This is a genomic window from Streptomyces sp. NBC_01591 (assembly GCF_035918155.1).
Lineage (GTDB): Bacteria > Actinomycetota > Actinomycetes > Streptomycetales > Streptomycetaceae > Streptomyces.
The window spans coordinates 927,192-949,373 of sequence record NZ_CP109327.1 but is presented as its reverse complement, the minus strand read 5'-3'; the positions used below and the strand labels follow the sequence as shown (position 1 = coordinate 949,373).

Annotated in this window: 21 protein-coding genes and 1 pseudogene; 14 read left to right on the top strand and 8 right to left on the bottom strand. The window is 72.2% G+C overall.

Annotation, left to right across the window (positions count from 1 at the left end; all coding sequences use genetic code 11):
- The first annotated feature begins 92 nt into the window (after positions 1 to 92).
- Both OG978_RS04670 and OG978_RS04665 read left to right on the top strand, forming a co-directional pair.
- A complete protein-coding gene (locus OG978_RS04670; RefSeq protein ID WP_326763950.1) occupies positions 93 to 371 on the top strand; it encodes an acyl carrier protein in 279 nt (92 codons plus the stop codon).
- Entirely contained in the window at positions 368 to 1,591 is a 1,224-nt protein-coding gene (locus OG978_RS04665) for a beta-ketoacyl-[acyl-carrier-protein] synthase family protein (RefSeq protein WP_326763949.1), read from the top strand. Before OG978_RS04670 ends, OG978_RS04665 begins: the two co-directional genes overlap by 4 nt.
- A gap of 200 nt (positions 1,592 to 1,791) precedes the next feature.
- Here OG978_RS04665 and OG978_RS04660 read toward each other — a convergent pair whose 3' ends face one another.
- Positions 1,792 to 2,850: a PRC and DUF2382 domain-containing protein gene (locus OG978_RS04660; RefSeq protein WP_326763948.1), complete on the bottom strand. Its 1,059-nt coding sequence runs from the start codon at positions 2,848 to 2,850 to the stop codon at positions 1,792 to 1,794.
- Between the two features lie 503 nt (positions 2,851 to 3,353).
- Here OG978_RS04660 and OG978_RS04655 point away from each other — a divergent pair.
- From OG978_RS04655 to OG978_RS04645, 3 genes and pseudogenes are all read left to right on the top strand, one after another.
- Positions 3,354 to 3,617, top strand: a pseudogene (locus OG978_RS04655) (alpha/beta hydrolase); the annotation flags it as partial.
- Positions 3,618 to 3,743: 126 nt separating this feature from the next.
- On the top strand, positions 3,744 to 4,391 hold the full coding sequence (locus tag OG978_RS04650) for an adenosylcobinamide amidohydrolase (RefSeq protein ID WP_442817820.1): 648 nt from the start codon (positions 3,744 to 3,746) through the stop codon (positions 4,389 to 4,391).
- 53 nt (positions 4,392 to 4,444) lie between these two features.
- Positions 4,445 to 5,353, top strand: a complete 909-nt coding sequence (locus OG978_RS04645) for an NAD(P)-dependent oxidoreductase (RefSeq protein WP_326763947.1) — start codon at positions 4,445 to 4,447, stop codon at positions 5,351 to 5,353.
- Positions 5,354 to 5,412: 59 nt separating this feature from the next.
- On the opposite strand, the gene OG978_RS04640 is transcribed toward OG978_RS04645, so the two are convergent.
- Complete coding sequence (locus OG978_RS04640; RefSeq protein WP_326763946.1) at positions 5,413 to 6,330, bottom strand: RNA polymerase sigma factor SigF; 918 nt, start codon at positions 6,328 to 6,330, stop codon at positions 5,413 to 5,415.
- Positions 6,331 to 6,693: 363 nt separating this feature from the next.
- Complete coding sequence (locus tag OG978_RS04635) at positions 6,694 to 7,149, bottom strand: hypothetical protein (protein ID WP_326763945.1); 456 nt, start codon at positions 7,147 to 7,149, stop codon at positions 6,694 to 6,696.
- 219 nt (positions 7,150 to 7,368) lie between these two features.
- On the opposite strand from OG978_RS04635, the gene OG978_RS04630 reads away from it, so the two are divergent.
- From OG978_RS04630 to OG978_RS04595, 8 genes are all read left to right on the top strand, one after another.
- Positions 7,369 to 8,115, top strand: a complete 747-nt coding sequence (locus tag OG978_RS04630; RefSeq protein ID WP_326763944.1) for a hypothetical protein — start codon at positions 7,369 to 7,371, stop codon at positions 8,113 to 8,115.
- 130 nt (positions 8,116 to 8,245) lie between these two features.
- A complete protein-coding gene (locus tag OG978_RS04625) occupies positions 8,246 to 9,166 on the top strand; it encodes an NADP-dependent oxidoreductase (RefSeq protein WP_326763943.1) in 921 nt (306 codons plus the stop codon).
- Positions 9,163 to 9,939, top strand: coding sequence for a GNAT family N-acetyltransferase (locus tag OG978_RS04620; protein ID WP_326763942.1), 777 nt, complete (start codon positions 9,163 to 9,165; stop codon positions 9,937 to 9,939). The genes OG978_RS04625 and OG978_RS04620 overlap by 4 nt, the downstream gene beginning before the upstream one ends.
- A gap of 175 nt (positions 9,940 to 10,114) precedes the next feature.
- The gene (locus OG978_RS04615) at positions 10,115 to 11,329 is read left to right on the top strand and encodes a PP2C family protein-serine/threonine phosphatase (RefSeq protein ID WP_326763941.1); all 1,215 of its coding nucleotides are present in this window, start codon (positions 10,115 to 10,117) and stop codon (positions 11,327 to 11,329) included.
- A 77-nt stretch (positions 11,330 to 11,406) separates the two neighbouring features.
- A complete protein-coding gene (locus OG978_RS04610) occupies positions 11,407 to 12,078 on the top strand; it encodes a TetR family transcriptional regulator (protein WP_326763940.1) in 672 nt (223 codons plus the stop codon).
- The gene (locus tag OG978_RS04605) at positions 12,075 to 12,848 is read left to right on the top strand and encodes an SDR family NAD(P)-dependent oxidoreductase (RefSeq protein WP_326763939.1); all 774 of its coding nucleotides are present in this window, start codon (positions 12,075 to 12,077) and stop codon (positions 12,846 to 12,848) included. The genes OG978_RS04610 and OG978_RS04605 overlap by 4 nt, the downstream gene beginning before the upstream one ends.
- 56 nt (positions 12,849 to 12,904) lie before the next feature.
- On the top strand, positions 12,905 to 13,945 hold the full coding sequence (locus tag OG978_RS04600) for an NAD(P)-dependent alcohol dehydrogenase (RefSeq protein WP_326763938.1): 1,041 nt from the start codon (positions 12,905 to 12,907) through the stop codon (positions 13,943 to 13,945).
- A 111-nt stretch (positions 13,946 to 14,056) separates the two neighbouring features.
- Positions 14,057 to 14,380: a DUF6191 domain-containing protein gene (locus OG978_RS04595; RefSeq protein WP_326763937.1), complete on the top strand. Its 324-nt coding sequence runs from the start codon at positions 14,057 to 14,059 to the stop codon at positions 14,378 to 14,380.
- 30 nt (positions 14,381 to 14,410) lie between these two features.
- On the opposite strand, the gene OG978_RS04590 is transcribed toward OG978_RS04595, so the two are convergent.
- Positions 14,411 to 14,968, bottom strand: a complete 558-nt coding sequence (locus OG978_RS04590) for an NUDIX domain-containing protein (protein ID WP_326763936.1) — start codon at positions 14,966 to 14,968, stop codon at positions 14,411 to 14,413.
- A gap of 313 nt (positions 14,969 to 15,281) precedes the next feature.
- Between OG978_RS04590 and OG978_RS04585 the strand changes: the two genes are divergently transcribed.
- On the top strand, positions 15,282 to 18,710 hold the full coding sequence (locus OG978_RS04585) for a phosphodiester glycosidase family protein (RefSeq protein WP_326763935.1): 3,429 nt from the start codon (positions 15,282 to 15,284) through the stop codon (positions 18,708 to 18,710).
- A 135-nt stretch (positions 18,711 to 18,845) separates the two neighbouring features.
- Here OG978_RS04585 and OG978_RS04580 read toward each other — a convergent pair whose 3' ends face one another.
- From OG978_RS04580 to OG978_RS04565, 4 genes are all read right to left on the bottom strand, one after another.
- Positions 18,846 to 19,256 (bottom strand): PTS-dependent dihydroxyacetone kinase phosphotransferase subunit DhaM, encoded by a 411-nt coding sequence (locus tag OG978_RS04580; protein ID WP_326763934.1) that lies wholly within the window; start codon positions 19,254 to 19,256, stop codon positions 18,846 to 18,848.
- Complete coding sequence (dhaL, locus tag OG978_RS04575) at positions 19,253 to 19,867, bottom strand: dihydroxyacetone kinase subunit DhaL (protein WP_326763933.1); 615 nt, start codon at positions 19,865 to 19,867, stop codon at positions 19,253 to 19,255. The genes OG978_RS04580 and dhaL overlap by 4 nt, the downstream gene beginning before the upstream one ends.
- 46 nt (positions 19,868 to 19,913) lie before the next feature.
- Positions 19,914 to 20,906, bottom strand: coding sequence for a dihydroxyacetone kinase subunit DhaK (gene dhaK, locus OG978_RS04570; protein WP_326763932.1), 993 nt, complete (start codon positions 20,904 to 20,906; stop codon positions 19,914 to 19,916).
- 229 nt (positions 20,907 to 21,135) lie between these two features.
- Positions 21,136 to 22,065 (bottom strand): LLM class F420-dependent oxidoreductase, encoded by a 930-nt coding sequence (locus OG978_RS04565; protein ID WP_326763931.1) that lies wholly within the window; start codon positions 22,063 to 22,065, stop codon positions 21,136 to 21,138.
- Positions 22,066 to 22,182: the final 117 nt, after the last annotated feature.

The following is a 22,182-nucleotide window of genomic DNA, read 5'->3' as shown; positions in this document are numbered from 1 at the left end:
CGTAACTGGAGGCACTCCACCCAGTTGATTCGGCGTCGGGACGGTGCCACCGCCGACCCCGACAGCCGGACCGAATGATGGAGAGAAAGCTCATGAGTGCGATTCACCCCAAGATCACCGAGGTTCTGACACACACCTTCAAAGTGCCCGCCGCCGAGATCCACCCGGGCTCCACGATGGACAGCCTGGAGATGGACTCCCTCGCCGTCGCCGAGTTCGCCGTCCTGATCAGGGATACGGCCGGCGGCGACCGGGACTTCGACCAGCTCCCCAAGGACGCCACGCTGGCCGACATCTCACGGTTCATCTACGCGGCGGCCGACGGCGGGGCGCGGGTCGGCGGCGGGACAGCGATGAGCAACGCCCGATGAACAGGCCGGCCGTCGCCGTCACCGGCCTGGGCATGATCACCCCGGTCGGCAACGACACCGAATCCACCTGGAAGGGCGTGTGCGCGGGCGTGTCACCGGCCCGTACCGTCGCCGAACTCGAAGGGTGCGCGATCGACTTCGCCTGCATGGTCGACGGCATCGACCTGGACGCCGCGATCGGCGGCCGCGCGTCCTTCCGCATGGGGAAGTACGTGAAGCTCGCCGTGGTCGCCGCCCGGGAGGCGGTCGCCGACGCCGGGCTCGACCCGGCCCGGTGGGAGGGCGCCCGGGTCGCGGTGGTCGTCGGTACCAGCAGCGGGGGATCCGCCTCGCTGACCGAGCAGGCCGTCGTGCTCGACCGGCTCGGGGCCGGGGCCACCTCGCCGTCGGGCATCCTGCTCACCATTCCGAACATGCCCGCCGCCGAGATCGCGATCCAGCTGCGGGCCACCGGACCCAGCATGGCCCCGTGCACCGCCTGTTCGTCAGGCGTCACCGCGCTGTCCGTCGCCCGCGACCTGCTGGTCACCGGGCAGTGCGACATCGCGATCGCCGGAGCCACCGAGTCGATCGTCTACCCGGTCGCCATGGCCGGGTTCGCCAGGTCCGGAGCCGGGGCCCGGACGGACGGCGACCCGGCCAGACTGTGCCGGCCCTTCGCGGCCGACCGGGCCGGCCTGGTCATGGGCGAGGGCGCGGCCGTCATGGTGCTGGAACGGGCGGACGACGCCCGGGCCCGGGGCGCGGCCCCACGGGCGCTGCTCGCCGGCACCGGCGCCACCACCGACGCCCACCACCCCATCAGCCCGCATCCGTCCGGCACGGTCGCCCAGGCGGCGGTCGAGGCCGCGCTGCGCGACGCGGGCTGGGCGGCCGAGGATGTCGAGCACGTCAACGCACACGGCACGGCGACCCCGGCCAACGATGCCACCGAGGCCGCTCTCATCGCCCGGGTCTATCCGCACCGGCCGCCCGTCACCGCCCCCAAGGGCGTACTGGGGCACTGCATGGGGGCGGCCGGAGCGATCGAGGCCGGACTCACCGTCCTCACGCTCCAACGCGGAGTCGTGCCACCGATCGCCAACCTGGACGCCCCGGCGCCCGAGTTCGACATCGACTGCGTCACCGAGCAACCTCTGCGGCGGCCCATCAGGCGCGCCGTCAGCCATTCCTTCGGATTCGGCGGACACAACGCCGTCATTGCTCTTCAGCGTCCGTAGGCAGCAGGAAGGTGGTGCGACGGGAACAGCCCGGCGTACCACCGGCCACACCGTCCGGACGCCGGGTGCGGCGTCGGGGACGTAGCGGCTGTCCGCTCTGTCGTGGCGGGAGCCGCGACGGCGAGCGGGCGGACCCGGCACGACATGGGCCCGCCCTCACGCTCCGGATGCGGCTGTCCGCCGCGGTGCCCGGGACGGGGTCAGCGGCGGCGCCCCCGGCCGATATCGCCGCCCATGTCCTTGCCACCGATGTCCGTGCTGTCCGTGTAGTCGATCTGCTCCTTGCGGAGTTCGGCGGAGACTTCCTTCTGCTCGGTCACCTTCTTGGTCTCCATCCGCACCCGCTCGACGGGCACGGTCTCCTTCCGCGTGGTCGCACGTTCCGCGTGCAGGGTGACCTCGACATCCTGCTCCCGGATGGCGGCACGCTCCGCCGTCTTCTCGCCGGGCTGCAGCGGCTCACGGATCAGGCGCACCTCTTCGTGGGTCACGGGCACGGTCCTGGTGACGTTCTCGGTGACGACGTACTTGTGCAGCCGTGCCGTTCCGCTCTCGTACTGCTCGGTACCGACGTGCAGTTGCTCCTCGGAGCGGATCATCTCCTCCTTGCCGCGCAGGTCGGCGGAGGACCGTTCGGAGCCTGCCCCGGCGCCGACGGGGGGACGCGAGGTGCCGGCCGCCCCGGTGTCGCGGTGCATGCCCTGGCCCATGCCGGACGAGGTTGTACGGGCCGTTCCCGTACCGGAGGCGGTGGGGCCGGTCATGGCCGTCCTGTCGGACCCGGTGGTGCGTCCGGCGCCGGCCGCTCCCATGGCTCCGGCTCCGGCGGCTCCCGCGGTTCCTGCGGATCCCATGGCCGTGGTGCCCGTCCCGGACGCCGTTGCGGTTCCCGTGCCGGTTGCCTTGCCCGACCGGCCGCCGAGCTTGGCGGTGGTGTTCGTGGCGAGGCCGTAGTGGTTGTAGAGCTCCTCCTCCTCCGCCACGGACAGATGAGCGTCCGCGTCCACCCGGGGGGCTTCCTTGACGCGGTCCTTCGGATGCGAGATGTGCAGATCGGATCCCACGCGGCGGGCTCCGGCAAGCGGAACGAAACTCTCCTTCATGCCGAACAGGCCGGTCTTCACCGTGATCCAGTCCGGTCGGCCGGTGTTGTCGTCGACATACACCCGGCCCACACTGCCGACCTTCTCGCCGTCGGTGTCGTACACCGTCAGGCCGTCGAGCTCTCCGGAATCCGTGAATCCGTCAGCGGCTCCCATGACCGATTCCTCCTCGTCCGGGCGCGTCCTGTGGCTGGGGCCATCAGAGGAGGCGCGTCCGCATTCCATCGCGCCTCACCTGGATGGCCGCTGCAACCGCCCGGGCCGCGGAGGCCGGGCGCCGCATGCTCGGCGGTCGCGCGGTGACCGCCTGCCACGGTGGCGGGCGCCCCGTTCGCGCGTTAGGCCATTCGGGTGAGGCGGGAGGTTGCGCACCGGGTATCCGGAGATGGCGCGGCGCGACCGGCGGTCGCATCGGGCGGCCGGAACCGTCGCGCCATGAAACCGCTGGGATCCGCTCGGAGTTGTACCCGGCATGAACGCGTCGCGCGGCACATTACGACGAGGACGCCGAGCTCTACGACCGGATGCGCCCGCGCTATCCGTCGGAGCTGGTCGCCGGAATCGTGACTCCGGCCGGTCTCACCCCGCACAGCAGGGTGCTCGAAGTCGGGCCCGGCACAGGTCGGTTGACGGTTCCGCTCGCGGAAATCGGATGTGAGCTGCGCGCCGCCGCCGAGGCCCTCGCCGCCCGCACCGAGTGGCCCGCCCTCTACGACCTGGACCGGCTCGCCGCCAACGAGGTCCCCGTCGTCGCTGCCGTCTACCACGACGACATGTACGTCGAGCGCGAGCAGTCCCTCGCCACCGCGGACGCGGTCCGCGGTCTGCGCACCTGGGTGACCGACGCCTACGCCCACGACGGGGTGCGCGCCGACGCCGCCGTGCTGGACCGGCTGATCGCCATGGCCCGCGACGAGTCCTGACTGCCCGTGCCGGGGCAGAGCACATTCGGGAGTGCCCTGCCCCGGCACATATCATCGACGGGCCAACTGCCGACCGTCGTCCTGCCGTGCCACCGGGGGTGCCCCATCCGTTCCGTACGCAGCCGGCTGCCCGAACAGCGCGGTGAACTGCTGGCCCGGCGCGAGGACGGTGCGGACCTGCACCATCTGGTGTGGCGGCTCGGGCCGGGGTGGCGGGTCTGCGGCAGCGCCGTGCTCGGCGGCGGCATCGGCCCGCGCGACTGGATCCTCAACGCCCAGGTGCCCGGCGGCTATCCGCGCCTGGACCCCGACCGGCACCTCGCCGAGATCGCCGCCGCCGAACACCTCACCGGACCCGGTGCCGGGCTGATGACGGCCGCCGACGTGACCGCGTACACGGTCGCGGCGGACGAGGGCGTGACGGCCACCGCCACTTGCGGACTCGGCGTACGCGGCTGGGCCGCCGCCCCGGCGGAGGGCACCGACGGGCCGCCGCGTCCGGGCACGATCAACATCGTCGTCACCCTCCCCGCGCCGCTCTCCGACGCCGCACTCGTCAACGCCGTCGCCACGGCCACCGAGGCCAAGGTCCAGGCACTTCTGGACGCGGGTCTCGACTGCTCCGGCACCCCCACGGACGCCGTCTGCATCGCCGCCCCGTCCCCGGGCCCCGCCCCCGCCGAACCCTTCGCGGGACCGCGCTCCCGCTGGGGCGCGCGACTCGCCAGGGCCGTGCACGCTGCCGTCCTCGAAGGCGCGCTCCGGCAATCCTGAGAACCCACAGCGCCGCGAGCCGACCCGGCGCGGCCGACGAAGGGAGCCCCCTCATGACATCGAGCGCCGCCGACGCCACCCCGCAGCGGCCGGTCGTCGCCGTCCTCGGTACCGGGATCATGGGATCGGGAATGGCCCGGAGCCTCCTGCGGGCCGGACTCGATGTCCGCGCCTGGAACCGTACGCCGTCCAAGGCGGCCCCACTCGCCGCCGACGGTGCCACGGTCACGGAGACGGCCGAGGAAGCCGTACGCGGTGCGGATGTCGTACTCACCATGCTCAACGACGGCCCCTCCGTCGCCGCCGCGCTCGCCGCGGCGTCCGGGGGAGTGCACGCCGGCCAGGTCCTGCTCCAGAGCTCGACGGTCGGGCCCGACGCCACCGCCGATCTCGCCCAGCGCGCCGCGGACCTGGGCCTGGTCTATCTGGACGCACCGGTCTCCGGCACCAAACAGCCCGCGGAACAAGGCGCGTTGACGGTCTTCGTCTCCGGTCCCTCCACCGTCCGCACGACGGTCGACCCCGTGCTGGACGCGATCGGGCAGCGCACGGTCTGGGTAGGAGAGGCCCCGGGAGCGGCCTCGCGGCTGAAGCTCGTGGTCAACACCTGGGTGATCACCATGGTCAACAACATCGCGGAATGTCTCAACCTCGCGGAAGGGCTGGGCATCGATCCACAGACGTTCCTCGACGTCATGAAGGGCGGCCCGCTGGACTCCGCCTATCTGCAGGGCAAGTCCGCCGCGGTCCTCTCCGGCGACCTCACCCCGAGCTTCACCCTGTCCACCGCGCTCAAGGACACCCGCCTCATCCTGGACGCGGCGCGGTCGTCGGGGGTGCGGCTGGACCTGGTCGCGGCGTCGGCCGACCGCTTCGTGCGCGCCGAGGCGGCGGGGCACGGCGGCGAGGACATGATCGCGACCTACTACGCGGGCCGTGCCCCGGAGAAGGACGGCGACTGAGCCCACGACCGGCGGCCCGAGGACGCCGGGGCTCCGGGCGCTCGGGCCCCCGGCAGGGGTCACTCCTCGACGAGCATCCCGCTGCGGAGCGTCCGCAGAATCCTGCTGATCAGCCGCGACACGTGCATCTGCGAGATGCCGAGTTCCGCGCCGATCCGGGCCTGTGTCATCTCCTGCACGAAACGCATGTCGATGATGCGACGATCGCGGTCGTCGAGACACCCCAGCAGCGGCGCGAGCGCGTGCAGGTTCTCGACCGTCTCCAGTGCGGGATCCGGACCGCCCAGGACATCGGCGAAGGTGCGCCCCGGTGCGTGGCGCCGCCCCGCTTCCGACGGATCGGCCGGCACGTCCAGTGAACCCGCCGCATACCCGTTGGCCGCCACGATGCCCTCGGTGACCTCGTCCTCGCTCAGCCCCATATGCTCGGCGAGCTCCGGGACGGTGGGGTCACGGTCGAGCTCCGTGACGAGCGACTCCTTGGTCCTGGCGATGTCGACCCGCAACTCCTGGAGCCGGCGCGGGACATGTACGGCCCAGGTGGTGTCGCGGAAGAAACGTTTGATCTCCCCGGTGATGTACGGGACCGCGAAGGAGGTGAACTCGACCTCGCGAGAGAGTTCGAACCGGTCGATGGCCTTGATCAGCCCGATGGTGCCGACCTGGACGATGTCCTCCATGTCGCCGCCGCCCCGGCTGCGGAACCGTCCTGCGGCGAACCGTACGAGGGAGAGGTTCATCTCGATGAGGGTGTTCCGCGCGTACTGATGGGCGGGGGTCCCCTCCTCCAGATCCTGGAGACGGGCGAAGAACAGCCTGGACAGTGCGCGCGCGTCAGAAGGGGCGATCTTTCCCGCGTCCTCGATCCACGGCAGCCCGCCGACGTCCCCGGCCGACGTGTCCGCCGGTGTCGGGCGGACACCCTCCGCACTTTCCGCTCGCTCCGCACCGGCGGTCCGCGCAGTGTGCGCCGTCATCTCGTCACGCTCCCCTGGTCGTAGCCCATGAGGTGTATGCACCTGCCCCGGGAGGGAGTTCCCATGCGAAATAACGGGAGTTGGTCAGGTCACACGGCAGCTATTGGCCAGGAATCGTCGTGATCCCGCGTCGTATCCCCTGCGGGTCGGGCGCGCGGGACAGCAGAACCGCCCCACCGGTACGGGGGAGCCCGGTGGGGCGGTCGCTCACCAGACTGCCACAGCCGACGGGGCAATGGGGACCGACCGGCGCATATCCAGCGGTAGTTGAGTCGAAATCGACGGTGTGCCGACTTCGACGCCGCATGTTCGGGAGAGGGACGGCGACTGCGGCCGGAGGACCGGCCCCGTCGCTCCGCCGCCTCACGCCCGGTCCGCGGAGCCCAGGCGTACAGCCGCGATGGACCGGCTGCGCGCAGCGGTGACGGCTCCCACCACCGGCATGGCCAGTACGGCCAGGATGACGGGTCCGTAGCCGCCCTCGGACGACACGTCCATCACCACCACCTCACCCGCGGACAGCGTCGTCCCCACCACGAAACACGTCAGACCGCGCAGGGGAGCGGACGCGAGCACGCGTGGGGGAACGAATGCCAGCACCACGCCCGTCACCAGGCCCAGTAACGCCCCCACCGCCAGGGAACCCAGCACGGCGACGGAGCCCGCCACGGGCTTCTCGAAGGTGCTTCCCACCGGCCCTCCGAACAGTCCCGCCAGTGCGATCACCGCCCACAGCACGGCGCAGATCCCGGCCGGGATCGCCCCGGCCCGGATACCGAACAGCAGCCCACGCCGCACCACGGCGCCCGACGCTCCCATGTGTTTTCCCCCTGCCCGTGCACCGCGCGTCCGTTGTCACCGAAGCCCGGCCCCAGACGACGCGCATCAGTGGGGCCGTGACATCTTCGCAGCTCCGCCGAGCGGTCGGACGGCGCGTCCGCACGGATGGGAACCCGCTCCCGTGCAGCGTCTTCGGGACCCGCGGTCGGCATGTGGACCATCATGTGGTGGACGGATGGTGCGGCCGAGGGGGCATGGGTGATTTCCGAGCCGGAGATGGTGGGCGAGTTCGGTGCGGTCGGCATGGGCGAGGTGGTGGGCGACTTCGACCGGAAACCCACGCGGGAACCACGGCCACGCCGCCCGTGGTGGTGGGCGCTGAGCGGAGCCGTGGTGGCCTCGGCCGTGTGGGCAGGTGCGTTGTACCTGTACCCGGTAGGCGACCGGAAGCCGGACATGCACGGGTACCGGCTGAACGGGGACCCGTGCCCGACCGTGCGGCTGAAGGCGCTGGGCGCGGCGATAGCGCCGAAGGAGGCCACCCCCGGGATCGAATCCGAGCTCCTGAGCGATCCGGCCCTGGACCGGGTGAAGTGCCTCTTCTCCTTTCGGTCCCCGGCCGCGAAGAAGTCGATCAGGAGCCGCTGGCACATCGAGTACTCCGTCGGAATCACCGTGGCGCTGCACAAGCGGTCCGATCCGGCAGCCGAATTCGAGGCGATGCGCGGGCTGACCGATTCCGGTGTCGATGCCGATGTGAAGGTGGAGGAGGTGCCGAACCTCGGCGACAGCGCGTACGCGCTGACACAGGACGACGGCAACGCGGAACTGCGGGTCCTGGAGGGCGGCGCGGTCCTCTCGCTGAGTCTCCCCGCCTACACGCAGTACAACAGCGACCGGGGCGAGCCGCCGTCGGATGACGGGCCGGACGCCTCTGATCTGTCCCCGTACCAGTCCGCGATGATCAGCGACATGCGCGACCTGATGAAGAGCCTCAAGCGCTGACCCCGAATCATTGCGGCCCGATGAACACACCGCCCCCGGGGAATACGTGCCCGGACGAAGGCCTTCCTGCTGCTGTGACGATCGGTGACCGGCCCGCCCGCCGGTGCCGTGAACAGGAGAGAGGGAGCTCATGCCCAAGGCGTACGTGTTCACCCGCAACGGCGGACCGGAGGTGGAGGCCCTCATCGAGCAGGACGTGCCGGTGCCGGGCCCAGGTGAGCTGCTCGTCGCGGTTCGGGCGGCCGGGGTCAACCCGGTCGACTGGAAGCTGCGCACGGGGTACATCAGGCCCGGCAGCGAGTCGCAGCCCTTTCCCACCGTCCTAGGCAGCGAGGCCGCCGGAGTCGTCGAGGCCATCGGCCCGGACGTCGAAGGGTTCGCGATCGGGGACGAGGTCTTCGGCAACCCGGTGACCGGCGGGTACGCCGAGTACACGCTGCTGCCCGTCGCCGTGACCGCGCACAAGCCGGCCGGGCTCTCGTTCACGGACGCGGCGGTACTGCCGGTCGCGGCCGCCACCGCGTACGACGGCGTGCGCCAGCTCGGCCTCGCCCCCGGCTCGACGCTGCTGATCACCGGGGCCGGGGGCGGTGTGGGAACCGCGGCCGTGCAGCTCGCCCGGCATGCCGGCGTCCAGGTCATCGGCGCCGCGAGCGCGGCCAAGAAGGACTTCGTCGAGTCGCTCGGTGCGGTGCACGTCGCATCCGGCCCCGGACTCGCCGACCGGGTGCGGGCGGCGGCCCCCGACGGCGTGGACGCCGTCTTCGACCTGGTCGGCGGCGACACCCTGAGGGCCGTGGCCCCGCTGCTCGCGGACCCGGCCGCACTGATCAGCGCCGGGGGCAAGCCGCTGGCCGTGGAGCTCGGCGGGGCGGCCGTCGAGCGGGCCCGCACCGCGGCGGTCCTCGACGAGGTGGCGGACCTCGTCGTCACCGGCGCCCTGCGGACCCATGTGAACCGGGCGTTTCCGCTCTCCGGGGCGGGAGACGCGCTGCGCGCCGTGGAGAACGGCCACACCCTCGGCAAGATCGTGATCGAGGTGGTCGCGTGAGCGCGCCGTATGCCGCCGCCGGTGATGTGCACCCGCTGGACAGCCCGGTCCGCGCCGCGCTGACCGGCCCGCACGCCCATTTCGCCGAGCGCCGTGGCCGTATCCTGCGCTACCCGGCGGACGTGGCCCCGTGGGTCGCGGTCCCGGACGACCCGAAGGCCGGGGACTGGGACGACGCGGCGGCGCTCGCCGGACCCGGTGGCGCCGTCACCATCACCGCCTTCCGCGAGCCGCCGCCGGACGACTGGGAGGTCGTCTTCCGGGCCGAGGGCGTCCAGCTCGTCGACGCCGGCGTCGCGACGGCGCCGTTCCCCGAGGCCGTACGGCTCGGACCCGCGGATGTGCCCGACATGATGGCCCTGGTCGAGCGCACCCGGCCGGGGCCGTTCCTGTCCCGCACCGTCGAGCTCGGCACCTACCTCGGGGTACGGCGCGAGGGGGTGCTCGTCGCCATGGCCGGCGAACGGCTGCGCCTGCCGGGCTGGACCGAGATCAGCGCTGTCTGCACGGACGAGTCCGTACGCGGTCAGGGGCTCGGCACCGGGCTCGTGCGCGCCGTCGCCCACGAGATCGGGCAGCGCGGCGAAACGGCGTTCCTGCACGCTTCCGCCTCCAACACCAACGCCGTCCGGCTCTACGAATCCCTGGGATTCGAGCTCCGCCGCCGGACGTCCTTCCTCTCGGCGCTCGTACCGGAACCGCTGCCGGCGCGCCTGCCGGGACCCGGTGGCGTCCGCGGCGAGCGCGAGGCCCGCGCGGCAGTCGTGCGCTGACCCGCGGCAGGGACCTTCGGCCCGGCAGTTGCGGGCCGAAGGTCCCTGCCGCCTTCCGGGTCGGGACCTTCGGCGCGGCCCGAGGGGCCCTAAGCCTCGTGTGCTGCCCCGAGGGGCCGGGTGCACTCGGAGGGAACGCCGGCACCGGGCCGGCAGGTCCCGGGAGGAGTCGGCCGTGACGTTCGGGCCTCAGCGCCAGCTTGCGACGCGTGGAGCGGCGCTCCCTGGGACGGACGCGGGGGAGGCGGCCGTTCGCGCGCCACGGGTCGGGAACCCCGCGCTGTTCGGCGGACTGGCCCTGCTGACGGCCCTGGTCGTCCTGCTGGATCTCCGGACCGGTGAGGACCTGCGCCTCGTACCGCTGCTGGTGGTCGTGCCCGCGCTCGTCTCGGTCTTCGGAACGATCCGGCAGACCGTGGGCGTGTCCGTCTTGATCATGATCGTCGTCGTCGGCTCGCATCTGGTGTCCGACGGCATGTTCTGGGACGTCGTCACAGGCGTCGTCGTCACCGTGCTGGCCTGTTGCCTGGGGATCGGCGCCTGCGCGCTGCGGATCCGCCACGCCACGCAGATTGCCAGGCTGCGCTCCGCCGCCGTCGCGCTCCAGCGCCAGATCCTGCGCCCGCTGCCCATCCTGACCGACCAGATCCTCGCCCACGGCATCTATACGCCGATCGAGGAGGACCGTCTGGTCGGCGGCGACATCTACGAGGTCGTCCAGTCGCCCTACGGAACCCGGGTGATCATCGGGGACGTCCAGGGCAAGGGCCTCGCCGCGATCGGGGCAGGCTTCGCCGTGCTCGGAGCGTTCCGGGAGGCGGCCATTCGCGAGCCCACCCTGACGGGTGTGGTCGATTCCCTGGAGGACGCGGTCGCCAGGCACAACGTGTTCTCCGCCCAGACGGGGGAGGCCGAGCGCTTCGTCACCGCCCTGGTGCTCGGCTTCGACGGGAGCGACCGGGCCCAGGCCGTCAACTGCGGCCATCTGTCGCCCCGGCTGCTGCACGACGGCGTGGCCGGTGCCGTTCCGCTGCGCCGCACCTCCGTTCCGCTGGGCCTGGCGGAACTCAGCCGTGAGGCGAGGGCCGCCGAGTGGCTGGACTTCCCGCCGGGTGCCACGCTGCTGATCTGTACCGACGGGGTCACCGAGGCACGCGACGCGTCCGGCGCCTTCTATCCCTTGGATGCCCGGCTGGGCCGCTGGGCGGAGCGGGCGCCGTACGAGGTGCTGGAGGCGCTCAACGCCGACCTCGACGCCTTCTCCGGAGGCGTGCGGCGCGACGACATCGCCGCGCTCGCCCTGCGCCGGACGGCCGCCGACGGCCTCGACCGGCCCGGGGCCACCGGTCATGGCGCCCGCCGGGCGGCCGAGACGTTCAGCGGCCGGTAGCGACAGCAATTTCATAGGCCAAATGTCCCGCCGAGACTTATGTCGCGGCGGGACATTTTTGGGTGTACGGTGCACTTATGAATCCGGAACGGAAGACCCCGGAGCGGCGGAGCCGCAAGGCCCGTAGGACCCGGGACACACTGGCGCAGGCCGCGTTCGAGCTCGTACTCGACCGGGGTCTGAAGAATGTGACGGTCGAGGAGATCGCGGAACGCGCGGACGTCGACCGGCGCACCTTCAGCCGGTACTTCACGAGCAAGGAAGCCGCGGTCCTGGACTCGCTCCGGGAGGACGGCGACCGGATCAACGACGCCCTGCGGGCCCGCCCCGCCGACGAGCCCCCGCTCACCGCCTACCGCAGGGCCGTCCACGACTGGCTCGAAGACCCCGGATCGCAGGCCTGGCACCGGCGCGAGCGGATCTTCGACCTGCTGGTCCTCGCCGAACAGGAGCCGACTCTCTACGCGGCGTTCCACCACATCCGGGTGGACGCCCAGGAGGAATCGGTCGCCATCGTCGCGGACCGGCTCGGGGTCGACCCGCGACGGGACATCCGCCCCGCCGTCACGGTCGCCGCGGGCGCCGGGGCACTCCTCGCGGCCCAGGCCGCCTGGGCGCGCGCCGGGCTACCGGACGACCTGCCCCGACTGATCGGGCAGGCCTTCGACGCCCTCGCCGGGGAACTGCTCGCGCAGCCTCCCGCCGGGCAGGCACCGCACAGCACCACGGAAGGAAGCACGGAATCATGAGCACCACCCCCACCCCCGCCGACCAGGAGTTCGCCGGCAGGACCGCCCTCATCACCGGCGGAGCCTCCGGCATCGGACTGGCCCTGGCCCACCGACTGGCCGCAGGCGGCGCGTCCGTCGTCGTCGCCGACTACGACGAGGCCAGTGCCCGCAAGGCGGTCGCCGAACTGGAGAGCGCCGGAGCCAAGGCCGCCGCCGTGGCCATGGACGTGACCGACCCCGCCTCCGTCGAAGCGGGCGTGCGCTTCGCCGTCGACACCTTCGGCGCCCTGCACCTCGCCGTCAACAACGCCGGCATCGGCGGCCCCAGCAACCCCACCGGTGAGTACGGGATCGAGGACTGGAACCGGGTCGTCGCCACCAACCTCAGCGGTGTCTTCTACTCGATGCGCTACGAGCTCCCCGCCATTGTCGCGGCGGGCGGCGGCGCCGTCGTCAACATGTCGTCGATCCTCGGCACCAACGGCTTCGCCGGATCGCCCGCCTACGTGGCCGCCAAGCACGGCGTCGTCGGCCTCACCAAGACGGCGGCCCTCGAATACGCGGCCCAGAACGTCCGGGTCAACGCTGTCGGACCCGGCTTCATCGACACGCCGCTGCTGCGCAACACCGACAGCGTGGCCCGCGACCACCTGATCTCGCTGCACCCGGCCGGACGCCTCGGCAAGGCGGAGGAAGTCGCCGAACTCGCCGCCTTCCTGCTCTCCGACCGCGCCTCCTTCATCCACGGCAGCTACCACCTCGTGGACGGCGGCTACTCCGCCTCCTGAGTGGTGGACGGGGGAACGGGGGCGAGTAATGGAACAAAGAACGTGAGGAGAATTCCATGAAGGCCGTTCAGTACCGCACCGTGGGCGCAGCACCCGAGGTCGTCACCGTGCCCGACCCGGAGCCCGGCCCCGGTCAGGTGATGCTGAAGGTCACTGCCGCGGGGGTCTGCCACTCCGACATCGCCGTGATGAGCCGGCCCGCGGAGCAGATCCCGTTCCCGCTGCCGCTCACCCTCGGCCATGAGGGCGTGGGCACCGTCGCCGCACTCGGCGACGGCGTGAGCGGGCTCTCGGTCGGCGAGTCCGTCGCGGTCTACGGCCCCTGGGGCTGCGGCACGTGCGTCAAGTGCGCCGAGGGCAAGGAGAACTACTGCCTGCGCGCCAAGGAGCTCGGCATCACCCCGCCCGGACTCGGCTCGCCCGGCGCCATGGCCGAGTACATGATCGTCGACGACCCGCGCCATCTGCTGCCGCTCGGCGACCTCGACCCGGTCCAGGCCGTGCCGCTCACCGACGCGGGCCTGACCCCGTACCACGCGATCAAGCGGTCGCTGCCCAAGCTGGTACCGGGCGCCACCGCCGTGGTCATCGGAACCGGTGGCCTGGGCCATGTCGCGATCCAGCTGCTGCGTGCCATGACGGCCGTCCGGGTCATCGCCCTCGACGTCACCGAGGACAAGCTCGCCCTCGCCCGCGCCGTCGGTGCCCACGAGACCGTCCTGTCCGACAAGGACGCCGCGGCGAAGGTCCGTGAGCTCACCGGCGGAGTCGGTGCCCAGGTCATCCTCGACTTCGTCGGAGCGCCGCCCACCGTCGCCACCGCCGGGGCCGCGGCCGCCATCGACTCCGACGTCACGATCGTCGGCATCGGCGGCGGTGCGCTGCCGGTCGGCTTCGGCTCCCTGCCGTACAACACGACGGTGACCTCCCCGTACTGGGGATCGCGTTCCGAGCTCGCCGAGGTGCTCGACCTCGCCCACGCCGGATCGGTCGAGGTCCACGTGGAGACGTACACCCTGGACGAGGCGCCGCTGGCGTACGAGCGACTGCACCACGGCAAGATCAACGGCCGCGCGGTCATCCTCCCCAACGGCTGACCGACCGGGAACTCCTTCTCACGGCCTCGCGGGCCGTCGCACGGTGCGACGGCCCGCATCGTCATACCCGCGACCGATGCGCACCGCGCCGCCCGCGGAGATACTCGGCGGATGGAATTCGTCGTGCTGATGACCCTGCCCGGACTGGTGATCGGGCTGACCGCGGTCGCCTTTCTCGATCAGCTGATGCTGCGCGCGGGGCGGGCCGGTCTGCTGCCCTGGCGCAACAGCGCGCGGCAGGGGCAGGTGTCGGCGACCGGGTTCGAGCAGCTGCACGCGAGCTTCTCGCCCGGCAAGCAGAGCGAGCTCAAGGAGCGCCAAAGCGCGCTGCTGATGCGCGACGACGAGGAGGACGGCGCCCCGCCCCACCGCTCCACCGTCGACCTCGACGGCGGCCGCGCCGTCATCCGCCTGCCTGGCACCGCAACCCGGTAGGACGCTCTTCCGCCTCCTCCAACAGCCTGCTCAGGACCCGTCCTGATCGGGCGTCACCCGCCCGTCCGCCAGGTGTTCCCGCAGCCGGTCGAGGAAGATCCGCTGTCCCGTGACGAGCCGCTCCGCCGCCTCCCCGGGCGTGCACCAGGCGAACCGGTCGACCTCCGGGAACTCCCGCAGCACGCCCGACCCCCTCGGCCACTCCATGGTGAACGTCCCGGGGACCGCCGTCGCGGCGTCGACATCCGCCTCCAGCGCCCACACCGTCACGGTCTTGCCGCCGGACTGGCGTGCCTCGCCCAGCGCCACCCACTCGCCGTCCGGCGCCGGATGCCCGAACTCCTCCTCGAACTCACGGCGGGCGGCGGCCTCGGGCTCCTCCTCGGGTCCGTACTCACCCTTGGGGAGCGACCACGCCGCGCTCTCGCGGCCCGCCCAGAACGGGCCGCCCATGTGCCCGATGAGCACCTCGAAACCGGCGCCGTCGTCCACAGCCGTATCGTCCACGGCCGTATCCTCCACGGCCCCGTCCGGTCGACGGAACAGGAGAAGGCCCGCACTGCGCCTGGCGCGCTTCTGAGATGGCATGCCGTCAAGTCTGCGTCCCGGCCGCGGTGCACCGAGGCGGACGACACTCCCTTCCCGGTGATCATCGGCGTCATCGAGCCGACGCGTTCTGTTCGCCGCGAGGTTCCCGATGCCCCCTGGTGCGCGGTTGCGCGCGCGGCCATGCTGTCCGCCGACAGCGCCTTTGCCCGGAACGGGCCGCGCAACCATCGCAATCCCAGGAGGACTTGTGGGCCTTGGCATAGTCGGCAGGACAACCGGACCGCGCGGGAGGGCGGCGCGAGGACTCGGGACGGTCGCGCGCCCGCTCGTGCTGCTCGCGACGGTGTCCGCCATGACCGTCGGCGCGGTCTCTCCCGCACTCGCCGATCCGACCCCCGACCCACGTCCCCGCACCCCTGCCGAGATCCTCAGACCGGTCGCCCCACCGCCCGCGAGCAACCCGGCGGGGGCACCCCGGTCGGTCGCGGACGGCGACGGCATCGAGACCGCACGCACGTCCCGCCCGATCGCCCCGGGGGCCCGCCTCAGCTCGTACGACCGGCTCGAGTCCGGCAAGTGGCTGCGGGTGGACAACCTCTCGGTGGACCTCGACGGCAGCGGCGTACGCGCCGACTACCTCTCCTCCGGCAAGGTCTCCGAGCGGCACACCGTCTCCGAACTCGCCGCCGGACACGACGCGGGCCGCGGCCGCCGCACCGTAGCCGCGATCAACGCGGACTTCTTCGACATCAACCAGACCGGCGCGCCCGAGGGGATCGGCATCAAGGACGGGGCCACCGTCCAGTCGCCCGCCCCCGGGATCAACCGGGCCGTCGGAATCGGCCCCGACAGCGCGGGCCGCATCCTGAACCTGTACTTCGAGGGGACGCTCACCCTGCCCGCCGGGCAGCGGCCGCTCGCCGCGTACAACGCGGCCAATGTGCCGGCCGGCGGAGTCGGCGCGTACACCTCTGCCTGGGGAATTGCCGACCGCGCCCTGACCGTGGACAAGGCGACCCCGGTCGCCGAAGCGGTCGTACGGGACGGCAAGGTCGTCTCCGTCTCGCACGCACCCGGATCGGGGGCCGTCCTCGACGGCACCACCGTCCTGGTCGGCCGTGAGGCCGGAGCCGTCGCGCTCGACGCCCTGAAGCCCGGCGACCCGGTGTCCCTGACCTACCGGGCACGTACCGACGGCGGGACCGTGCCGCGCACCGCCGTCGGCGGCCGGGAACTCCTGGTCGTCGACGGAGTCGCGCAGAACCACGACGGCGAGGGCAACAACACCGCCGCACCCCGCACCGCCGTCGGCTTCTCCGAGGACGGCCGGACCATGCAGATCCTCACCGTCGACGGGCGGCAGGCCGACAGCGGCGGCGTCACCCTCACCGAACTCGCCCTGATGATGAAGCGCGCCGGATCGTACAGCGCACTCAACCTGGACGGCGGCGGATCATCGACCCTCGTCGCCCGCGAACCCGGCAGCGACGCGCTCCGGGTGGAGAACAGCCCGTCCGACGGCAGCGAACGCACCGTCCCCAACGGCCTCGCCCTCACCGCCCCCGACGGCAGCGGCCGGCTGAAGGGCTACTGGGTCCAGCCCCGCACGCCCGCCGGCTCCGCGCCGGGCGCCGACCCCGTCAAGGGCGGCCACCCCGACCGGGTCTTCCCCGGCCTCACCCGACGCCTCACCGCGACCGGATACGACGAGACGTACGGCCCCGCGCAGGGCACCCCGCGCTGGCACACGGCACGGGGATCGGTCGGCACGGTCGACGGCAACGGGCTCTTCACCGCACGCCGCGGCGGCACCACCGATGTACGGGCCGAACGCGGACCGGCGCACGGCACCACCTCCCTGACCGTCCTCGACGAGCTGGCCCGGATCGAGCCCACCACCCAGCGGGTGGGCCTCGCCGACGCCGGGGCGACCGGAACGTTCGGCATCGTCGGGCTCGACGCCCACGGCACCAGCGCCCCCGTCGAACCACGCGACATCGCGGTCTACTACGACCGAGCCCTCTTCGACATCCGCGACGACGGACAGGGCTCCTTCACCGTCGCCTCACGCACCGGCTCCGGCGCCGGACAGATCAAGGCGACCGTCGCGGGCACCACCACCGTCCTCGCCGTCAGCGTCGGCCTCACCGAGCAGTCCGTCTCCTCCTTCGACGACGCCGGTTCCTGGAAATTCAGCCAGGCCAGGGCGGACGGATCGCTGGCGGCCACGCCCGACGGCCACACCGGCACCGCACTGAAGCTCACCTACGACTTCACCCGGTCCACCGCCACCCGCGCCGCCTACGCCGCCCCGCCCCAGCCGGTCACCGTGCCCGGCCAGCCCCAGTCGTTCAAGCTGTGGATCAAGGGCGACGGCCGGGGCGCCTGGCCGACCCTGCACCTCAAGGACGCGGCCGGCTCCGACCAACTGCTGCGCGGACCGTACGTCACCTGGAACGGCTGGCGGCAGGTCACCTTCGCCGTGCCGCCGGGAGCAGCCATGCCGCTCTCCGTGTCCCGCTTCTACATCGCGGAGACCGCGGCGGCCGAGCAGTACACCGGTGAGATCGTGATCGACGACCTCACCGCCCAGGTCCCGCCCACCGTCGACCTGCCCGAACAGGCCGCTTCTGCCGACCCGCTGATCGACCCGGCGGCCGTGACCGGGCGCAGGGACTGGCAGTTCGCGGTGATGTCCGACGCCCAGTTCGTCGCCCGCGACCCGGACAGCGCGATCGTCACCCAGGCACGGCGCACCCTGCGCGAGATCAAGGCGGCGGCCCCGGACTTCCTGGTCATCAACGGGGACCTCGTCGACGAGGGATCGCCCGCGGACCTGGCCTTCGCCCGCCGCATCCTCACCGAGGAACTCGGCGACTCGCTGCCCTGGTACTACGTGCCGGGCAACCATGAGGTGATGGGCGGCAGGATCGACAACTTCATCACCGAATTCGGGCCCGCCCAGCGGACGTTCGACCACAAGGGCACCCGCTTCGTCACGCTCGACACATCCAGCCTCAGCCTGCGCGGCGGCGGCTTCGCCCAGATCGAGCAGCTCCGCGCCCAGCTGGACGCGGCGGCGAAGGACCGGACCGTCGATTCGCTCATGCTGATCGAGCATGTGCCGCCGCGCGATCCGACCGTGCAGAAGGGCAGCCAGCTCGGGGACCGCAAGGAGGCGGCCCTGGTCGAACAGTGGCTCGCCGACTTCCGCCGTACGACGGGCAAGGGCGCGGCCTTCATCGGCAGTCACGTGGGGGTCTTCCACGCCTCGCACGTCGACGGAGTGCCGTATCTGATCAACGGCAACTCCGGCAAGGCACCGGCCGGGCCCGCGGACGAGGGCGGCTTCACCGGCTGGTCGCTGGTCGGCGCCGACCGCGTCACCCACGGAGCACAGGCCGCCGCGCGGCAACGGCCGTGGCAGGGCGGGCCCGACTGGGTCTCCGTGCAGACCCGCGCACATGTGGACGCGTTGAGGATCGACGCGCCTTCGGTGCTCGGCACCGGAAGCCGTACGAAAGTCACCGCGACCGTCACCCAGCAGACCCGCAGCGTCCCGGTCGGCTTCCCGCTGGCCGCGGACTGGACCGGCTCCCCGAACGTCCACATCGGCGACCGGAGTGGCGCCCGTCACCGCCACACGGCGGTACTGGACCCGTCCACCGGCACCCTCACCGCGCTCCGGCCGGGCACGATCACACTCGCCGTCGCGGTCAACGGCACGACACAGAAGGTGCAGATCAGGATCGGGGCGGCCGGGTCCGCGTCGGCCGCCTGACGGACCGAGAACCTGTCCGGCCCGGCGCGCCGGACAGGCCCTGGGGCGTGTCCGCCCACCCCAGGGCGCCGACCCGCCCCGCACCCGTCCAGGGCCGCCCCGCACCCACGCCACGGTGCGGGCGGCCCCGCCCGCCTACAGCTTGCGGTACCCGTACGCCTCCGAGGCCGCAGCCTCCACCGCCGCGATGTCGCCGCCCGCCGACGCGGTGACCACGGCCGCCACGGCACCCTCCACGAACGGCGCGTCCACCAGCCGCGAGCCGTCCGGCAGCTCGTCACCCTCGGCCAGCATCGACTTGACCGTCAGCACCGCGCTGCCCAGATCGACCAGCAGCGCGACGCCCGCGCCGGAATCCACCGACCTGGCGGCCTCGGCGATCAGTTCCGCACTCGTCCCGAGGCCGCCCGCGGGGGTGCCTCCGGCGGCAGCCACCGGAGCCGTGGCGCCGCCCGCGGCAAGGCCCTTGGCCAGCTCGGCGACGGACTCGGCCACCGGGCCGCTGTGCGAGACCAGCACGATGCCGACCTGATTCCCGTCACTCATGCCTTACTCCCGTCCGCCGCTCCGGTGTCGGCCAGTGCGGCGATCAGCAGGGCCGAGGACGTCGCCCCGGGATCCTGATGACCGATGCTGCGCTCGCCCAGGTAGCTCGCCCTGCCCTTGCGGGCCTGCATCGGCACCGTCGCCAGCGCGCCCGCCTCGGCCGCCTCCCGGGCCGCCCCGAACGAGGTGCCGAGCGCCTCGGCGGCCGGCAGCAGCGCATCGAGCATCGTCTTGTCCCCGGCCTGCGCCCCACCGAGCTGCGCCACGGCCGCGACGCCCGCCCCGAGCGCCTCCGCCAGCTGCTGCGGCGTCACGGCGGGGGCGTCGCCCAGGGCCTTACCCGTACGCCGCAGCAGCGTCCCGTACAAGGGGCCCGAAGCACCGCCGACCGTCGAGATCAACTGCCTTCCGGCCAGCATCAGTACGGCCCCCGGAGTCTGCGGTGGCTCCTTGTCGAGGACCGCGGTCACCGCTGTGAACCCCCGCTGCATGTTGCTGCCGTGATCGGCGTCCCCGATCGCGGAGTCGAGGTCGGTGAGGTGGTCCGCCTCACGGCTCACCAGAGCCGCGGCCGCGGTCATCCAACGGTGGAAGAAGTCGGTGTCGAGCACATGATCTCCTTGTAGCTCCAGCAGGACGGGATGCGGTACGGGCGGATCAACGGCCCCAACGCAGCGCCGGCGTCTCCACCGGCGCGTCCCAGAGTCGCAGCAGCTCCTCGTCCACCTGGCAGAGCGTCACCGAACAGCCCGCCATGTCGAGCGAGGTCACGTAGTTCCCCACGAGCGTACGAGCTGCCACGACTCCCCGCTCGGACAGCACCCGCTGGACCTCGGCATTGAACCCGTACAGCTCCAGTAGCGGCGTCGCACCCATACCGTTGACCAGCACGATCACCGGTCCGGTCGGCCGCAGGTCGTCCAGCACCGCGTGCACCGCGAAGTCCGCGATCTCCCGCGAGGTCATCATCGGCCGCCGCTCCCGCCCCGGCTCGCCATGGATGCCGATGCCGAGCTCCAGCTCACCCGGCGGCAGATCGAACGTGGGGGAGCCCTTGGCCGGTGTGGTCACGGCGCCGAGAGCCACCCCAAAACTCCGCGACGCCTCGTTCACCTGCCGGGCGACGGCCGCCACCCGGTCCAGTGGCGCACCCTCGTCGGCCGCCGCCCCGGCGATCTTCTCGACGAACAGGGTCGCGCCCGTGCCTCGCCGGCCGGCCGTGTACAGGCTGTCGGTCACCGCCACGTCGTCGTTGACGAGCACCTGGGCGACCTGCAACCCCTCGTCCTCGGCGAGCTCGGCCGCCATCTCGAAGTTCAGCACGTCACCCGTGTAGTTCTTGACGACGAACAGCACCCCCGCCCCGCTGTCGACCGCGGCGGCGGCCCGCACCATCTGATCCGGCACGGGCGAGGTGAACACCTCTCCGGGGCAGGCCGCGGAGAGCATCCCGGGCCCGACGAACCCCGCATGCAGCGGCTCGTGCCCGGAACCGCCACCGGAGACGAGCGCCACCTTCCCGGCCACGGGCGCGTCGCGTCGTACGACGACACGGTTGTCGACATCCACGGTCAGCTCGGGATGGGCGGCGGCCATACCGCGCAGTGCGTCCGCGACAACGGTTTCGGGGACGTTGATCAGCATCCTCAACGGTATCTCCTAGCGAGGTGGGAAGTTCCGGCGCTGAGCAGGGAGCACACGGGCCGGGCTGGATTCGCCGATTCACTGCCGACTCTACTGACGGGGTATCACGTTGTGCCGAAGGCAGCTGAACGGATGTCCGCACGAACGGCGGGCGGCCGGTGACCGTCGGAGCGGGTACCGGGGCCACCGCCCGAAGCGCCGCCCTTCGCGTCGTACCCGTTCCGTCGCCGTGCTGTCAGACGCCCGCCGCCCGCGCCGCCGCGTACACCTCGGCCGCCACGTCGATCAGCTCCGAGGCGTCGCGTGTGGTGCCCTGGAGATCCAGCATGATCTCCGGAACCCCCGTCTCGGCATGGGCCACCAGGTCCTCGACGATCTGGGACACACTGCCGTGGAAGGCGGCGCGGCCCGCACTGGCGACCGGTTCGGCGCTGTACATGGCATTGGCGCGGGCGCAGACGCCGACCGGACGCTCCCGGCCGCGCTCGGCCGCCAGGTCCTGGACCCGCTTCCACTGCTCGGCCAGCTGCGCGGCGCCCATGGCCACGGGCATCCAGCCGTCCGCCCGGTCGACCAGGCGGCGGGTGGCCCGGGGACTGTTCGCCGGCAGATAGACCGGGATGGGGCGCACCGGCTTCGGACCGACCTCGGACGGGGCGATGGTGGTCAGCTCGCCCTCGTACGAGACCGGATCCGGGCCCCAGACGGCCGCGCACACGTCCAGCAGCTCGTCCAGGACCGCGCCGCGCTTCTCGAAGGGGGCGACCGACGCGGCCGCGTACTCGTCCAGGGACCAGCCCGTGCCGAGGCCCGCGATCACCCGGCCGCCGCTCGCGACATCGAGCGAGGCGAGCGAACGGGCCAGCTGGAACGGTACGTGCAGCGGCGCGACCAGGACGCTGGTGCCGAGCCGCGCCCGGCTCGTCGCCCCGGCGGCCAGCGCGAGCGTGATCAGCGGGTCGGCGACACTGCGGTACTGCTCGGGCCAGGGCAGCCCCGGAACGCCGTACAGTCCCTGTGTGGCGGGCTCGGGAAAGATGATCCGCTCGAAGACCCACAGGCTCTCGTAGCCGGCCTCCTCCGCCGCGCGTGCCACGGCGGCCACATCGCGGCCGATGTCGTACTGCTTCATCTGCGGAAGACCGAGACCCAGCGAGACCGGCATGTGTGCGCTCCTTCTGGTGTGCAGTGGGACAACCACCGTATGACACCTGCCTGTTGCCCGCGCAGCCTCCCGTCGGGAGCGCTGCCGGGTGCGATCGTGATCGGGGGGCGGGTGTGG

Bases quoted from the DNA above. Each gene is read 5' to 3' on its own strand.
- OG978_RS04665 (WP_326763949.1), top strand. From the start codon at position 368: ATGAACAGGCCGGCCGTCGCCGTCACCGGCCTGGGCATGATCACCCCG.
- OG978_RS04565 (WP_326763931.1), bottom strand. From the start codon at position 22,065: ATGCCGGTCTCGCTGGGTCTCGGTCTTCCGCAGATGAAGCAGTACGAC.
- OG978_RS04670 (WP_326763950.1), top strand. From the start codon at position 93: ATGAGTGCGATTCACCCCAAGATCACCGAGGTTCTGACACACACCTTC.
- OG978_RS04660 (WP_326763948.1), bottom strand. From the start codon at position 2,850: ATGGGAGCCGCTGACGGATTCACGGATTCCGGAGAGCTCGACGGCCTG.
- OG978_RS04595 (WP_326763937.1), top strand. From the start codon at position 14,057: ATGGAATTCGTCGTGCTGATGACCCTGCCCGGACTGGTGATCGGGCTG.
- OG978_RS04625 (WP_326763943.1), top strand. From the start codon at position 8,246: ATGCCCAAGGCGTACGTGTTCACCCGCAACGGCGGACCGGAGGTGGAG.
- OG978_RS04605 (WP_326763939.1), top strand. From the start codon at position 12,075: ATGAGCACCACCCCCACCCCCGCCGACCAGGAGTTCGCCGGCAGGACC.
- OG978_RS04610 (WP_326763940.1), top strand. From the start codon at position 11,407: ATGAATCCGGAACGGAAGACCCCGGAGCGGCGGAGCCGCAAGGCCCGT.
- OG978_RS04590 (WP_326763936.1), bottom strand. From the start codon at position 14,968: ATGCCATCTCAGAAGCGCGCCAGGCGCAGTGCGGGCCTTCTCCTGTTC.
- OG978_RS04640 (WP_326763946.1), bottom strand. From the start codon at position 6,330: ATGACGGCGCACACTGCGCGGACCGCCGGTGCGGAGCGAGCGGAAAGT.
- OG978_RS04635 (WP_326763945.1), bottom strand. From the start codon at position 7,149: ATGGGAGCGTCGGGCGCCGTGGTGCGGCGTGGGCTGCTGTTCGGTATC.
- OG978_RS04580 (WP_326763934.1), bottom strand. From the start codon at position 19,256: ATGAGTGACGGGAATCAGGTCGGCATCGTGCTGGTCTCGCACAGCGGC.
- OG978_RS04585 (WP_326763935.1), top strand. From the start codon at position 15,282: ATGACCGTCGGCGCGGTCTCTCCCGCACTCGCCGATCCGACCCCCGAC.
- OG978_RS04645 (WP_326763947.1), top strand. From the start codon at position 4,445: ATGACATCGAGCGCCGCCGACGCCACCCCGCAGCGGCCGGTCGTCGCC.
- OG978_RS04600 (WP_326763938.1), top strand. From the start codon at position 12,905: ATGAAGGCCGTTCAGTACCGCACCGTGGGCGCAGCACCCGAGGTCGTC.